This window comes from Sphingomonas antarctica, from assembly GCF_965137005.1.
GTDB lineage: Bacteria > Pseudomonadota > Alphaproteobacteria > Sphingomonadales > Sphingomonadaceae > Sphingomonas_O > Sphingomonas_O antarctica.
The window spans coordinates 15,369-30,045 of sequence record NZ_CBCRXM010000001.1; the positions used below are offsets into that span (position 1 = coordinate 15,369).

The window sequence follows — 14,677 nt, forward strand, 5'->3', positions numbered from 1 at the left end:
ACCACTTGCCAAGCGCGCGCATGGGTCGGACTATGATCGCAGACCGCGGAACAGCGGCGTGGGAGAGATCGATGCGTCGCGCGCTTGCCGGAACCCTGTTGTTTGTCGTCATCCTGCTGGTCGCACTTACCGCTTGGGAGCCGATGACGGCGGGCACTTACGCACCGCCGCCGCCCGCGCATTATGACGGCCGCATCGTTCGCGACGAATGGGGCGTGCCGCACATTTACGGTAAGCGCGATGTCGATGTCGGCTTCGCGTTGGCTTACGCCCATGCCGAGGACGATTTCGCGACGTTGCAGGAAGTGATCGCAATGACTCGCGGTCGCGCCGGGGCGATGATCGGGCCGGAGGGGATGAAGGTCAGCTATGTCCTCGGCCTGCTCGACGCGCGCGGCACGGTCGATCGGCGATACAAGGAACTGGATCCGAAGACGCGTGCGCTGCTCGACGCTTATGCCAGCGGACTCAACGCCTTTGCGGCCAAGCACCCGTCCGAAGTGCGGCTGGCCAAGCTGTTCCCGGTCAATGGACAGGATGTCGCCACCGGCTTCGTTCTGCGCTCGCCCTTCTTCTTCGGTCTCGATGGCGTGCTCGGCGCGCTGAGCGACGACAAGCCATTGCCCGTCGAACTGGCCAAGCCGATGCTGCCCGACACCATGAGCGGGTCGAACGCCTTTGCCGTCGCACCCGGCAAATCGACCGACGGCCACACGCGCCTGCTGAGCAACTCGCATCAGCCGTGGAGCGGTGGCGTGGCATGGTACGAGATGAACATCCAGTCGGGGGAGGGGTGGCATTTCTCGGGCGCCAACTTCCCCGGTATGCCGTTCCCGGCGCTGGGGCATAACGAGACACTGGGCTGGACCAACACCGTCGACCGGCCCGATTTGATCGACGTGTACAAGCTGGTGCTCAACGCCGACGGCACGCAATACCGGTATGACGGCAAATGGCTGCCGCTCGAAAAGAAGCGCATCTGGCTCCGCTATAAAATCGGGCCGCTGCTGATCCCGGTGTTCAAGACCGCCTATCGATCGATCCACGGGCCGGTCGTGATCAACAAATCGGGCGCGTGGGCGATCAATTACGGCGGCAAGGATACGATCGGCCAGCTCGATCAATATTACCGCCTGAGCCATGCGAAGGATTGGGCGGAATGGTCCGCGACGATGGCGATGCACCAGATTCCGGCGACCAACTTCATCTATGGCGACGCAACGGGCAAGATCGCTCTGATTTACAACGCGCAGTTCCTCAACCGGAAACCGGGCTTCGACTATCGCGGTGTGCTGCCCGGAGATACATCGCGCGCGCTGGCCAGTGGCGGCGTGCCATGGTCGATGGTCCCGCAGAATGTCGCGCCCAAATCGGGCTTTATCGAAAATTCGAACAACTCCCCGTTCATGGCGGCCGGGCCGGGATCCGAACTCGATCCCAAGGCGTATTCGCCGCTGCTCGGGATCGAAACCGACGTCACCAACCGCGCCTTGCGCGGTGTTGGGCTGATGGCGGCGACCCCGAAGATCGGCGAGGCCGAGCTGATGCACATCAAATACGACACGGCCTATGATCCCAAGGGCTATGCCGGGGCGTGGTGGCGGGCGATTGCCGCCGTCGATCCCAAGGGCGATGCGACGTTGATCAAGGCCAAGGCGCTGCTCGCGACCTGGGACTGGACGCTCGACGGCAAGGGCGGCGCCGATGCGCTCGCCTGCCTGATGCTGCGTCCGGCGAACAAGGTGAATTATCAGCGGCTGACCACCCCCGCCGATGCCCGCGCCGAACTGGTCACATGGTCGGGGCATTTGATGAAATATTTCGGGCGGCTCGACCCCCCGCTCGGCGATCTGATGCGGCTGCGGCACGGCAATGTCGATCTGCCGCTCGACGGCGGGCCGGACACGCTGCGCGCGATGGCGTTGTGGGATATCGACGACGATGGCCGCCTGCGCGCAAAACATGGTGACAGCTTCATCATGCTGGTCGACTGGGATGCGCAGGGACGGGTGCGCTCACAATCGATCCAGCCATTTGGCGCCGCGACCACCCGCCCGGACTCGCCGCATTACAGCGATCAGGCACCGCTGTTCGCCACGCATCGCATGAAGGCGGTGTGGTTCTGGCCCCGCGATGTCGCCGCGCATGCCAAGAGTGCGCAGCGCATCACCAGCTAGTTGCGTCCCCCTTCGCAGCGCTTACACACACGCATCCAAATCACGAGGTCAGCCATGTCGTTTCGTGCCGCTCTGCTTGCTTTGTCTCTGTCCACGGCGCTTGTCGCCGTGCCCGCCTTCGCCGTCGAGCCGGCGCCGCTATCCGAACTCGTCAAATCGGTGGATATTCCGTACCAGCAATTCACCCTGCCCAACGGGTTGCGCGTACTGGTTCATACGGACCGCAAGGCGCCCCTCGTCCATGTCGGCGTATGGTATCACATCGGATCGAAGGACGAGCCCGCGGGCAAGACCGGTTTCGCGCATCTGTTCGAACACATCATGTTTTACGGTAGCGAGCACGCGCCGGGCGATTTCTTCAATTATCTGCAGGACATCGGCGCGACCGACACCAACGGCACGACGTGGTATGACCGCACCAATTATTTCGAGACGGTGCCAACCGGTGCGCTGGACCGCGCCATGTTCCTCGAAAGCGACCGCATGGGCTACCTTCTCGGCGGGCTGACCCAGGCGCGGCTCGATGCGCAGCGTGGCGTCGTCCAGAACGAAAAGCGTCAGGGCGACAATCAGCCGTTCGGCACGGTCGATTACCTCGTCAACGACGTGCTGTTCCCGGTCGGCCATCCCTATCGCCACCAGACCATCGGTTCGATGGCGGACTTGAACGCCGCCAGCCTCGCGACGGTGAAGAACTGGTTCTCCTCGCATTACGCGCCGAACAACGCGGTGCTGGTGTTGGCGGGCGATATCGACCTGCCGACGGCGAAGGCCAAGGCGAGCAAATGGTTCGGCAGCATCCCCGCCGGTCCCGCCAATATCCATCCCGTCGTGCCGATCCCGACGCTGTCGGCGAACATCGATAAGGTAATGCACGACCAGGTGCCTTATGCCCGGGTCCAGCGCAGCTGGGTGGTCGAAGGCGTCAACGGGCACGACACCGAGGCGCTCGACGCCGCGCTGTCGATCCTCGGCGGGCTGTCATCGAGCCGCCTCGACAATGCGCTGGTGCGCGGCGACAAATCCGCTGTCGGGGTCAGCGCGGGGCTGGAGGATCACGAAAGCCTGTCGATCGTCACGATCAGCGCGAATGTGAAGCCGGGGCAGGACCCTGCCGCCGTCGCGTCGCATCTCGACGCCATCGTCGCCGACTTCATCAAACAGGGCCCGACCGCCGACGAAGTCCGCCGCGTCGCGACCAAGGAAGTCGCGGGACAGATTGCCGGCTACGAAACCGTCGGCGGTTTTTCGGGCAAGGGGCCGACGCTGGCGCAGGGGCTGCTTTATTCGAACGACCCGGCAAAGTATAAAAAGGACCTGGCGGAGACCGCCGCGCTAACGCCGACACGCGTGCGCGATGCTGCCGCCAAATGGCTCGGTCGTCCCGCATTCCGCCTGACCGTGCTGCCCGGTGTGCGCGAAGATACGCCCGAAATGCGCGCGATCCGTGGCGACGTGGCCCCACCGGCCGGTCGTGGTGCCAGCCATTTCCGCAAGCCGGGCGAATGGCCCGCGACGGTCGTGACCCAGAACGCTGCACCCGACCGCAGCAGCTTCCCTCCGGTCGGCCAGCTCGCGGCGCTGAGCTTCCCCAGCATCGAGCGCGCCACGCTCGCCAACGGTATCCAGGTGTTCCTCGCCCGCCGGCCGGAAACCCCGACGGCGCGCGTTGCGGTCAGCTTCAACGCCGGGACGTCGGCCGATCCCAGGGATGCGGTCGGAACGCAATCGCTGATGCTTGCCTTGATGGATGAGGGGACGCAGCGGCTCAACTCGATCCAGATCGCCGAGGCGCAGGAACGGCTGGGTGCGACGATTTCGGGCGCCACGACGCTCGATCGCACCAGCATGCAGCTTTACGCGCTCAAGCCCAATCTCGCGCCGTCGCTCGATCTGCTCGCCGATATTGTCCGCAATCCGGCCTTTGCCGAGGGCGAGTTTCAGCGCCTGCGCGCGCAACAGCTTTCGGCGGTCGCGGCGACCCTCGCCGACCCGTCGAATGCGGCGCGTTATGTTGCCGGGCCGATCGCGTTCGGTCCCGACCACCCGTATAATGTGTGGGGCCGCGGCAATGGCGATCCAGCGGCGTTGGCAAAGCTGACGCGCGACGATGTCGTCCGCTTCCACCACGACTGGATCGTTCCGTCGAACGCGCAGGTGTTCGTCGTCGGCGATACGACGCTGGCGGAGATCGTGCCGCTGCTCGAAAGCCGGTTCGGCAACTGGCCGATGGATCGCCGGGCTCGTCCGGTAAAGGATTTGACGGCCGCGGTGCCGGTCAAGGCGTCGCGCATTTATCTGGTCGACAAGCCCGGCGCGCCGCAATCGGTGCTGCGCGGCGTGCTCGCACTGCCGGTCACCGGTAAAAGCGATCTGGTGCCGCTCGAAAGCGCCAATGACGTGCTGGGCGGCGGGTTCATCAACCGCCTCAACAATGATCTGCGCGAGGAAAAGGGCTGGTCGTACGGTGCGGGTTCGGCGGTGACGTCGTTCGAAGGGCCGGCGACCTTCCTCGCGGTCGCGCCGGTGCAAACCGACAAGACCGGCGAGTCGCTCAGCGCGATGATCGCCGATGTGAAGGCGTTTGCCACGACCAGGCCGATCGAGGCCGCCGAACTGGCGCGCAGCGTCAACGGTGCGGTTCGGGCGCTGCCCGGCGAGTTCGAGACATCGGACGCGGTGCTCGGCGCGCTGCAACAGATCGTCTGGCTGGGACGTGCCGACTATTATTATGTCGGCCTGCCCGCGCGGTATCGCGCACTCACCACCACGCAGCTCGACGCGGCGTCGCGTGCCGTGATCGACCCGGCGCACATCGCATGGATCGTGGTTGGCGATGCCAAGGTGATCCGCCCGCAGCTCGAAAAGGTCGGCCTGCCGATCGAGACGGTCGAGTTGCCGAAGACCAACTAACTGCTAACATCCTTGTGAATAACGGAGAGAGAATCATGCCGAACGTTGCGGGCAAATGGGATTGCGTGGTCAATTCGCCGCTGGGCGAGCAAAAATCGGTGCTGACCGTCAACGACAATGGCGACGGCACCTGGTCGGGCGACAATACCGGCACGATGGGCGGCCTGAGCTGCGACAATGGCAAGGTCGACGGCAACAAGATCACCTGGACGATGGACATGAAGGTGCCGATGCCGATGACGCTCGAATGCGATGCGACGATCGACGGCGACACGCTGACCGGCGGCGTCAAGGCCGGCGCGTTCGGCACCAGCCCGATGAAGGGCACACGCGTCTCTGGCTAAGTTTGACGGCCAGCCCACGCTCGACGGCGAAACCATCCTTCTCCGGCCAACGGAGCCAGAGGATTGGGACGCGTTGTTTGCCGTCGCCAGCGATCCGCAGATCTGGGCGAAGCATCCCGCTTGGGACCGCTTCAAGGAGCCGGTGTTTCGCGCCTATTTCGACGATGCGCTGGCGTCGCGCGGCGGGCTGACGGTCGTCGATAAGGCGTCGGGCCGCGTCATCGGTGCGTCGCGCTATGCCGCCTTTCCAGAACTGGACGAGGTCGAGATCGGCTGGACGTTTCTGTCTCGCGATTTTTGGGGCGGAGCGGTCAACCGGCAGATGAAGCGGCTGATGCTTGCCTACGCGCTGGTAGCGTTTCCGCGTGTGGTGTTCCGGGTAGGAGAAAACAACGTCATCTCATGCCGCGCGATGGAAAAGATCGGCGGTCGGCTGACCGATCGAACCGAGAGCATCGTTCGCGGCGGAAAGCCGGTCGTGCATGTGCTTTACGAAATCGACCGCACTGGCTTTACTGCTGGACCGCTCAACACATAAAAAAGGGCGCGACCGGCGGTCGCGCCCTTTTCTAAAATCGAGAGATGAACGCTTAGGCGGCTACGAGCGTCGCGCGGCGGCGGCGCATCGCACCACCGACAAAGCCGAAGCCACCGATCATGAGGGCCCACTGCGCAGGTTCAGGAACCGCAGTCACGCCGAAGGTCAATGCCGTGGTGTCGCCACCATAGTTGCCGTTGGCATCGACGATCGCGCCGAACTGTTGACCCGCCGCCAGAACGACCTGACCTGAAAGGGTCGTCGCCGAGGTGTAGCCCGGAAGAACCTGACGCGAACCAAGCGTCGCAACGTTGGCGACGGACGTGAAATCCGTGACACCGACGCCGTTCACCGAATCCGTGCCGATCGCCTTGAGCTTGATCGTATAAGCGTATTTGCCGGCAGTCGTCGCGCGAAACGCCGCGAACGTGTCGAGGCTGTTCGACGGATGCATCGCCAAGGTCGTGCCGTCATAGTCGACCGTGCTGTAGCTGCCGCCCTTGACGACACCCGGGATCACACCGTCCGGCGAGGCCGACGAGTAAAGGCAGGTGCCGCCCGGAAGGAAGCAGCCGCCCGTCGCGGTGACGTTGTAGTCGCTAAGCGCCGTTCCGCTGGCCGAGCCATAATAGAACCCACCGGTGCCGTTCGTGCCGTTGAACACGGTGAACGCATCGACCGCCAGAGCCGGCGAAGCGGCGAGCGCCGCCGAAGCAACAACAACACTCGTCAAAAACTTGATCATCATCGAATCCTCGAAAGTCGATTGCATTTGTAAACGCATTGCTAACCAGCGGCAAGCGGCATGTTGCGGCGCGGCATGATTATTTTGTCCCGAAAAGCGACACTTAAATCAGTCGCGTGACATGCCCCATCTTGCGTCCGGCGCGCACCGCCTTGCCGTAAAGGTGCAGATGCGCGCCACTTTCGGCCAGATAATCCGGCCAACGCAGTGCGTCGTCACCGATCAGGTTGGTCATCGTCGCGCCCGATCGGGTGAGCGCGGTCGAGCCGAGTGGCAGGCCGCAAATCGCCCGGATGTGATTCTCGAACTGCGAGGTTTCGGCCCCTTCGATCGTCCAATGCCCGCTATTATGCACCCGCGGCGCCATTTCATTGAAAACCGCGCCGTCGGCGGTGGCGAAGAATTCGACCGACACCACGCCTATGTAGTCAAGCGCGTCGGCAATCCGTTCGGCGGTCGCGCGCGCCTCGGGCAGGCAAGCGATGATATCCGCATGGGCAGGCACGGTCGAAGTGTCGAGAATGCCGTCGCGATGCCGGTTTTCGGCGGCGTCCCAATGGACGATCGACCCGTCGGCCCCGCGCGCGAGGATCACCGAAAATTCGCGCTCGAAGGCGACAAAGCCTTCAAGGATTGCGGGCTGCCCACCAATCGTCCGCCATGCGGCATCGGCATCGGCGGCGGTCTGCAATCGCGCCTGACCCTTGCCGTCATAGCCGAAGCGCACGGTCTTGAGGATCGCAGGGGTGCCTACCGCCGCTAGCGCCGCATTCAGTCGCTCGCGGCTGCCGGCCTCTGCCCATGCGGCTGTTCGAGCGCCCTGGGCGGCGGCAAAACGCTTTTCCACGATGCGGTCCTGCGCCGTCCTCAGCGCGACCAGCGGCGGGTAGAGCGGCACGGCGGCCGCGACCGCCTCCAATGGATCGGCGGCAACATTTTCGAATTCATACGTCGCGACATCCACGCTGGCGGCAAACGCAGCGAGCTTGTCGCGGTCGTCATAGCGGCCCTGGGTCCAGGCGGCGGAAACTTCCGTTGCCGGGCCGGACGCCTCCGGGCTGTAAACGTGGCAGCGATAACCGAGTTGCGCGGCAGCCATCGCCAGCATCCGGCCGAGCTGGCCGCCGCCGATGATCCCGATCATGCCGCCCGGTTCGATCATTATTCGGCCAAAATCACTCGGGGTTCTCGGCCACGCTTTCGGTCTGCGCCGCGCGCCAATCAGCCAGCCGCCCCGCCAAGGCTTCATCCGATAGCGCCAAAATCGCCGCGGCCAGCAACCCGGCGTTGATCGCGCCCGGCTTGCCGATCGCCAGCGTGCCCACGGGAATGCCGCCGGGCATCTGCGCGATCGACAGCAAGCTATCCATGCCCTTGAGCGCCTTCGACTCTACCGGCACGCCGAGGACTGGTAGCGCCGTCATGCTCGCCGCCATGCCGGAGAGATGCGCCGCGCCGCCCGCGCCGGCCACGATCACCTTCAGCCCGCGTTCAGCGGCGCCGGTCGCATAATCGTAAAGACGCTGAGGAGTACGATGCGCCGACACGATTTTGGCCTCGAACGTCACATCGAGCGCGGTCAGTATGTCCGCGCAGGCCTGCATCGTCTCCCAATCGGAGCGGCTGCCCATGATGATGCCGACCAGTGGTTGCGCCATCGGCACTCCCTAATCGGCACAGTTCGTCGCGGCAATGCGGCATTGCGGCGACAATCTTCGCCCTTTAACGGAGCCGCCGGGGGATTATCGAGTTATGGCTGGGATGTTGCGTGACGTGGCACAGTCGCTTGCGCGACCATTGACCGATGCTGGTCGCCTGCGCGCGCAGTTGGCGCATGCCGAGGCGCGCATCGCCGAGTTGGAGCGGCTGGCCGACACCGACCCGCTAACCGAACTCCCCAACCGCCGCCCGTTCATGCGGGCCATCGCGCGATCGATCCGGCATCTGGAACGGCACGGCACCCCGGCGGCGATACTGTTCATCGATGTCGATGGCCTAAAAGCGATCAACGATCTTTACGGCCATCTCAGCGGCGACGCGGCACTGCTGCACATCGCGCGCGTCCTTCAGCGTGAAGTGCGCGCGTCGGACGTGGTATCGCGCATCGGCGGTGACGAATTCGGGCTGGTGCTCGATCATGTCAACGAAGAGGCGGCACGCGCCAAGGCTACGGCGCTGTCGGCGGCGGTCAGCGATGCGCCCGTCCGGTTCGGCGACGCGGCGATCAGCGTGAAGCTGTCGATCGGCGTCGCGACGGTGATGCAGGGCGACACCACCGAACATGCGCTGCGCCGCGCCGACGACGAAATGTATGTCGCCAAACGCGCTCAGCGCTCGGACAAATAGAACCGCTCGCGCTCGCGCAGATTGTCGTCGAGTTCGTAGACGAGAGGCTGTCCAGTCGGGATTTCGAGGCCGGTGATGTCCGCGTCGGCAATCCCCGACAAATGCTTGACCAAAGCGCGCAGCGAGTTGCCGTGCGCTGCGATCAGGACGCGTTTACCGTCGCGCAGTTGCGGCGCGATCTTGGCGTCGAAATAAGGCAGGACGCGCGCGATGGTGTCCTTTAGACTCTCGGTCTGCGGGATCGGCACACCCTTGTAACGAACATCCTGAGCCAGATCCCACGCGGAACCTTCCTCGGGCGGCGGCGGCGGGACGTCGAAGCTGCGGCGCCACAATTTGACCTGGTCGTCGCCATGTTTCGCGGCAGTCTCGGCCTTGTTCAGGCCGGTCAGCCCGCCATAGGATCGCTCGTTCAGCCGCCAGTCCTTCTCGACCGGCAACCACAGCCGCCCCATCGCTTCCAGCGCCAGGTTGCAAGTCTTGATCGCGCGGCTCTGGAAACTGGTGAAGCACTGGTCGAAATCATACCCCTTGTCGCGCAGGTTCTCACCCGCCGCCCAGGCTTCCGTCACACCCTGTTCGGTCAGATCGACGTCCCACCAGCCGGTGAATCGGTTTTCGAGATTCCAGGCCGACTGGCCGTGGCGAAGCAGGACGAGCGTGGGCATGGGTTTCCTAGAGTTCCAAAGTCATGAAACGGTTGTGTTCGCTGGGCGGGTAGCCGCCGAATGGGTCGCAGTCCACGAAGCCGTAGAGTTCGTACATCGCGTTGGCCGGGTCGAACATCGGCGCGGTGCCGGTCTCGAGGCTCAGGCGCCTGAACCCCGACGACTGCGCTTCGGCGGCGAGGTAGCCGAGGATCGTGCGCGCGACGCCCTGGCGGAGGTGATCGGGATGCGTGCGCATCGATTTGAGTTCGGCGTGAGTGTCGTCGAGGTGCCGCAACGCTGCCACACCGAGAAGTTCGTCGTCGTCCCATACGGAGAAGAACCGAATGCCCGGCGCGCTGAGTGCCGCTGAGTCCATCGCATGGGCATTGTCGGTCGGCGTCGAGGCGTGCGCTTCGGTGCGGTGATAATGCAGCAAGGCCTCGACCTGCGGGTCGCCCAGGCCGCCCTCCCGAACCTGCATCACAGCTGGTCGATAATGCCGGCGAGCGTCTTCAGGCAATCGACCGCCAGTCGCTTGGAACGGTCGGGCGACCAGCCTTCGACCGGATCAGGAGCGTCCTGGTTATCCTTGAACGGCATCTCCAACGTCATGCTGACCGCGCCGAAGCGTTCGGCGAGCTGGTTGGTCGACATCGTCATATTGGCCTTGCCCTGACCCGCTTTGGGATAGCCGTATTTGGTCTGAAAATCCTCGGTCCGCGCTTCGAGTGCGCCGATGAACGCGTCGTAATTGCGAACCTGCTTTTGGGTCAGCGACGGCACCCCGTCGAAACCCGCCATGAACACGTAGGGGATCGCCTCGTCGCCATGCACGTCCATCGCGAAATCGACGCCCGTTTGATCCATCGCCGCGCGGGCGAGGAAAACTTCGGGGCTGCCGTCCATCGTCGGATCGGCCCATTCGCGATTGAGATTCTTGCCCGCGGCGTTTGTCCGCAAATGCCCCCGCGCCGATCCGTCGGGGTTCATGTTGGGCACGATGTGGAGCGTCGCGGCCTCGCGCAGTTTCTGCGCCGCAGGATCGTCCGAGATGAGAAACTCGAGCGCGCCTTCCATCCACCATTCGGCCATACTCTCACCGGGGTGCTGTCGGGCGTAAAGCCAGACACTCTTTCCGCCGGTGCCGATTTGCAACAAATCGAGCGGACGCCCGTCGAGCGTTTGACCGAGCATGCGATGTGCAGCGAGGTCGTTGCCCGCGATACGCTCGACCAGCGCCTGGTGTCGCGCGCTCGAATATGGCGCGAAATAGGCGAACCACACGCTGTCACCCGCGGGCGTGTGGCGGATCGTCAGAGTGCCATTGGCATAGCTGGTGTCGGTCCGCCGCCACGCCGCATCGTCGTCACTGACGCAGGCGCGGTAATCGGGCCAGCCGAGCGGATAGGCCGCACCCGCACAATTCATAATGTCGAGTTCGAGTGACTGTCCCGCTGCGCCGTCCACACGGAAATAAAACCACTGATAGAAATCGGACAGATGGTCATTGCGGATCGTCAGTTCGGCTCGAGGGCCGTCCAGCGACTCGACTTCGATATTGCCGGCATCGAAGTCGGCCGAAATGGTGATGGTCATTTGACCGTGATAGTGCGCCCGTTCACGCCCGGAAAGTCCCGGAACAAGGCATAGGCCAGCCGATCGGCCACCTCGCGCTGTCCAACGTCGGGGCGATCCTCGGTTTCCGCGCGGCCTTCCCAGACAGTGGAGCCGCCGCGCTCGCGAATTTGCACCGACAGGCGCGTGACCGCTGCGTCGCTACGACCGCCGCCAAAGCCTATGCCGACGCCGCCGCCGACGCTGCTGCCGCCATAATAGCCGCCGCCGCTGCCGCCGCCGCCCAAACCGATCGAAAAGCTCGGCTTGCGCTTGGCCGAAGGTTGGATGTCGCGCGTATATTCAATGGAATAGACATAGCGCGCGGTGTCGGCGCCGGGTGCAAAACCCTGACGGCTCAACTCAGCGGATACCGCGTCGCGATAAATTTGTGCTTCGAGACCACCGTCGAGGCTGGCGGGGGCGATCGCTCCACGCTGGACATCCTGCGTGAGGAAAAACCGGGTGGCGGTAGTGCGCGGCCGCGCGTCGGCAACGGCGGGCATGGTCAGCACCGCAAGCGGCAAAAGGTAAGCGAGGGTTTTCATGACTGGGCTCCGCACTGTATCGTTACGGTTGCAACGAACGATCGCGCCATTCGCTGCACCTTGACGGATTGCGTTGTCCTGAATAGTGGCGCCGCTTCAATTTCACGCAGATTCGAAGAAGCGTACGACCATGAAAATCCGTAACTCGTTGAAGTCGCTCAAGGACCGTCATCGCGATAACCGCGTGATCCGTCGTCGTGGGCGGACCTATGTCATCAACAAGACCAACCGCCGGTTTAAAGCCCGCCAGGGGTAAGCCCGCGCGCTGCGCATTTGCGCGGTGCCTTTCGTGACAAGCAGATAGCGACGCAGGGACGACCCGCGTCGCTTTTTTGCGTCCGGCTTATTTGAGCTCTTCACCCGTCAACCGCACCACATGCAGCACGTTAGTGCTGCCTGGGGTCTTGAACGGCACGCCCGCGACGATCACCAGTCGCTGATCGCCCGCCGCCAGATTGTGGCGCAACGCCATGCGCTTGGCCTTGGCGACCATTTCCTCGAAGCTCGCCACGTCGCGCGTATGGACCGCATGCGCGCCCCATAGCAGGCCCAGCCGCCGCGCGGTGGTCATGCTCGGCGTCATCACGAGGAGCGGCACGCCGGGACGTTCGCGTGCCACCCGCCGCGCGGTCGATCCAGACGCAGTAAACGTCGCGATTGCTCTCGCGCCAAGTGTGTGCGCGATTTCTCGCGCCGCCGCCGAGATCGCATCTGCGGCGGTCGCGTCGGCCTTGGTCTCGGTAAAGTGCAGACGCGCGTGATACCCCGGATCGGCCTCCACGCTCATTGCGATGCGATCCATCATCGCGACCGATTCGACTGGCCAGGCACCCGCCGCGCTTTCCGCCGACAGCATCACTGCGTCCGCGCCGTCGTAAATCGCGGTGCCGACATCGGACACTTCGGCGCGCGTCGGGGTCGGTGCAGTGATCATCGATTCGAGCATTTGAGTCGCCACCACCACCGGGCGGCCAGCGCGCCGCGCGACCTCGACGATGCGCTTTTGCGCAGGCGGCACCGCTTCAGGGGGCAGTTCGACGCCCAAATCGCCGCGCGCGACCATGACTGCATCGGCAAGTTCGACGATTTCTTCCAGCCGGTCGAGTGCCGCGGGCTTTTCGATCTTCGCCAGCACGGCGGCGCGCCCTTCGATCAGGCGGCGCGCCTCGGCAACATCCTCGGGCCGCTGAACGAAGCTCAACGCGACCCAATCGACGCCTTGCTCCAGCGCGAACGCCAGGTCGGTGCGGTCCTTGGCCGTCAGCGCGGCCATCGGCACGACGACATCGGGGACGTTCAAACCCTTGCGATCGCTCAGCGCGCCACCGACCTCCACCGTCGTTTCGGCATGATCGGCGTGAATCGCCTTTACCCGCAACACGATCTTGCCATCGTCGAGCAGCAACCGTGCACCGGGCTTCAGCGCTTCGAAAATCTCGCGATGCGGCAGGTTGACCCGCGTTGCGTCGCCCGGCGTCTTGTCCTGATCCAGCCGGAAATCCGCGCCGGTCTCCAGCATGACTTTGCCGCTCGCGAACGTGCCGACGCGTAATTTCGGCCCCTGCAGATCGGCGACGATGGTCATGGGCCGCCCGAGCGTTTTTTCCAGCGCGCGGATCGCGACCACGACGGGCGCATGATCGGCATGTGTGCCGTGGCTCATGTTGAGCCGAAACGCGTCGGCACCGGCGCGTGCCAGTTTCTCGATCATCTCGGGCGTGTTGCTCGCGGGGCCGAGGGTGGCGAGGATGCGGACCTTGCGGCCACGCGGCTTCAGTGTGCGGTGAGTGGACAGATCGGCCTCGTTTGGCTTGTCGGCGGGGGCAGGGTTCCCTATCGGCCTAGGCCACAGGTGCCAGTGCGACAAGTTGCCCGGCACGCAACACTGAGGATCATAATGAGCGACGTAATCCAGGCCGACAAATTGCGCCTGCTGATCGAACGGATCGAGCGGTTGGAAGAGGAAAAGAAGGGCATCGCCGACGACGTCAAGGATGTCTATGGCGAGGCCAAGGGGCAGGGCTATGACGTCAAGACGATGCGCAAGGTCGTCGCTTTGCGCAAACTCGACAAGCATGTCCGCGACGAAGCCGACGCGATGATGGACATTTATCGCACGGCATTGGGGCTGACCTGATGCGGATTCTCGGCGTCCCGACCTCCCCTTTCGTACAGCGCTGCCTGATCGTCGCACGCGCCAAGGGGCATGAAATCGAGGCGGCGAACCCGCCCGGAATGGACCTGACCTCGCCCGAATTCCTGGCGATCAGTCCGATGGGACGTATTCCGGTGCTCGAAACCGATGGCGGGGCGCATATCTGCGAATCCCTGGCGATTGCCGGTTATCTCGACGATGTGCTGCCGGGCGATCCGCTGATGCCCGCCGATCCGCTCGCGCGGGCGCGGGTGCGGGAAATCGTCTCGCTGGCTCAGGGGGAACTCGCCGTCGGCGGACGTCAGTTGATGGTCCATCTGGTGTTCAAAATGGCCGATTGCCCCGACATCGTAGCAGCGGCGCGGATGCAGATCGACAAGGGCCTGGACGCGCTCGAGCGGTTGATCGGCGACGATTTTGCTGTGGGTGGCGGCATCACCGATGCCGACGCGGCCCTGTTTCCGATCCTGACCTTGTTCGAATTGATCGACGGGCCGACACAGGCGTTCGCTGCAGTCAGGGCACGGCCCAAGGTCGCCGATTATTTCGCGCGCGGTAAGGACGATGCTGTGCTGGGCCGCACCGTCACCGAAATGCGCGACGGTTTCGCGAAGATGATGGCGCGCCGTGCCGCGCTCAAGGCATAA

General features: G+C 64.1%; 16 protein-coding genes. 8 read left to right on the forward strand and 8 right to left on the reverse strand.

Annotated elements, in window-relative coordinates; genetic code table 11:
- Positions 1–71: 71 nt before the first annotated feature.
- The 4 genes from ACM9ME_RS00075 to ACM9ME_RS00090 are packed head-to-tail and all read left to right on the forward strand — an operon-like array spanning position 72 to position 5,972.
- Positions 72–2,177, forward strand: a complete 2,106-nt coding sequence (locus ACM9ME_RS00075; protein ID WP_415641373.1) for a penicillin acylase family protein — start codon at positions 72–74, stop codon at positions 2,175–2,177.
- Positions 2,178–2,231: 54 nt separating this feature from the next.
- Positions 2,232–5,090: a M16 family metallopeptidase gene (locus ACM9ME_RS00080; protein ID WP_415641374.1), complete on the forward strand. Its 2,859-nt coding sequence runs from the start codon at positions 2,232–2,234 to the stop codon at positions 5,088–5,090.
- A 35-nt stretch (positions 5,091–5,125) separates the two neighbouring features.
- Positions 5,126–5,434, forward strand: coding sequence for a hypothetical protein (locus ACM9ME_RS00085; RefSeq protein ID WP_415641375.1), 309 nt, complete (start codon positions 5,126–5,128; stop codon positions 5,432–5,434).
- Positions 5,435–5,468: 34 nt separating this feature from the next.
- Positions 5,469–5,972 (forward strand): GNAT family N-acetyltransferase, encoded by a 504-nt coding sequence (locus tag ACM9ME_RS00090; protein WP_415641739.1) that lies wholly within the window; start codon positions 5,469–5,471, stop codon positions 5,970–5,972.
- A gap of 52 nt (positions 5,973–6,024) precedes the next feature.
- Here the strand turns inward: ACM9ME_RS00090 and ACM9ME_RS00095 are convergent, their stop codons facing one another.
- From ACM9ME_RS00095 to purE, 3 genes are all read right to left on the reverse strand, one after another.
- Positions 6,025–6,717, reverse strand: coding sequence for a PEPxxWA-CTERM sorting domain-containing protein (locus ACM9ME_RS00095; RefSeq protein ID WP_415641376.1), 693 nt, complete (start codon positions 6,715–6,717; stop codon positions 6,025–6,027).
- 103 nt (positions 6,718–6,820) lie between these two features.
- Positions 6,821–7,879, reverse strand: a complete 1,059-nt coding sequence (locus tag ACM9ME_RS00100) for a 5-(carboxyamino)imidazole ribonucleotide synthase (protein WP_415641377.1) — start codon at positions 7,877–7,879, stop codon at positions 6,821–6,823.
- Positions 7,880–7,892: 13 nt separating this feature from the next.
- Positions 7,893–8,375, reverse strand: a complete 483-nt coding sequence (gene purE, locus ACM9ME_RS00105) for a 5-(carboxyamino)imidazole ribonucleotide mutase (protein WP_415641378.1) — start codon at positions 8,373–8,375, stop codon at positions 7,893–7,895.
- A 94-nt stretch (positions 8,376–8,469) separates the two neighbouring features.
- Here purE and ACM9ME_RS00110 point away from each other — a divergent pair, with 94 nt between their 5' ends.
- A complete protein-coding gene (locus ACM9ME_RS00110; RefSeq protein ID WP_415641379.1) occupies positions 8,470–9,063 on the forward strand; it encodes a GGDEF domain-containing protein in 594 nt (197 codons plus the stop codon).
- Here ACM9ME_RS00110 and gpmA read toward each other — a convergent pair.
- The 4 genes from gpmA to ACM9ME_RS00130 are packed head-to-tail and all read right to left on the reverse strand — an operon-like array spanning position 9,045 to position 11,875.
- Complete coding sequence (gene gpmA / locus ACM9ME_RS00115) at positions 9,045–9,731, reverse strand: 2,3-diphosphoglycerate-dependent phosphoglycerate mutase (protein ID WP_415641380.1); 687 nt, start codon at positions 9,729–9,731, stop codon at positions 9,045–9,047. The genes ACM9ME_RS00110 and gpmA overlap by 19 nt on opposite strands.
- A 7-nt stretch (positions 9,732–9,738) precedes the next feature.
- Entirely contained in the window at positions 9,739–10,194 is a 456-nt protein-coding gene (locus ACM9ME_RS00120; protein ID WP_415641741.1) for a GNAT family N-acetyltransferase, read from the reverse strand.
- Complete coding sequence (locus tag ACM9ME_RS00125; RefSeq protein WP_415641381.1) at positions 10,194–11,309, reverse strand: M14 family metallopeptidase; 1,116 nt, start codon at positions 11,307–11,309, stop codon at positions 10,194–10,196. Before ACM9ME_RS00125 ends, ACM9ME_RS00120 begins: the two co-directional genes overlap by 1 nt.
- Positions 11,306–11,875 (reverse strand): DUF4136 domain-containing protein, encoded by a 570-nt coding sequence (locus ACM9ME_RS00130; RefSeq protein WP_415641382.1) that lies wholly within the window; start codon positions 11,873–11,875, stop codon positions 11,306–11,308. The genes ACM9ME_RS00125 and ACM9ME_RS00130 overlap by 4 nt, the downstream gene beginning before the upstream one ends.
- Positions 11,876–12,005: 130 nt before the next feature.
- Here ACM9ME_RS00130 and ykgO point away from each other — a divergent pair, with 130 nt between their 5' ends.
- Entirely contained in the window at positions 12,006–12,131 is a 126-nt protein-coding gene (gene ykgO, locus ACM9ME_RS00135; RefSeq protein WP_003046794.1) for a type B 50S ribosomal protein L36, read from the forward strand.
- An 87-nt stretch (positions 12,132–12,218) separates the two neighbouring features.
- Here the strand turns inward: ykgO and pyk are convergent, their stop codons facing one another.
- Positions 12,219–13,670, reverse strand: a complete 1,452-nt coding sequence (gene pyk / locus ACM9ME_RS00140; RefSeq protein WP_415641742.1) for a pyruvate kinase — start codon at positions 13,668–13,670, stop codon at positions 12,219–12,221.
- A gap of 102 nt (positions 13,671–13,772) precedes the next feature.
- On the opposite strand from pyk, the gene ACM9ME_RS00145 reads away from it, so the two are divergent.
- Complete coding sequence (locus tag ACM9ME_RS00145) at positions 13,773–14,012, forward strand: DUF2312 domain-containing protein (protein ID WP_415641383.1); 240 nt, start codon at positions 13,773–13,775, stop codon at positions 14,010–14,012.
- Entirely contained in the window at positions 14,012–14,677 is a 666-nt protein-coding gene (locus tag ACM9ME_RS00150) for a glutathione S-transferase family protein (RefSeq protein WP_415641384.1), read from the forward strand. The genes ACM9ME_RS00145 and ACM9ME_RS00150 overlap by 1 nt, the downstream gene beginning before the upstream one ends.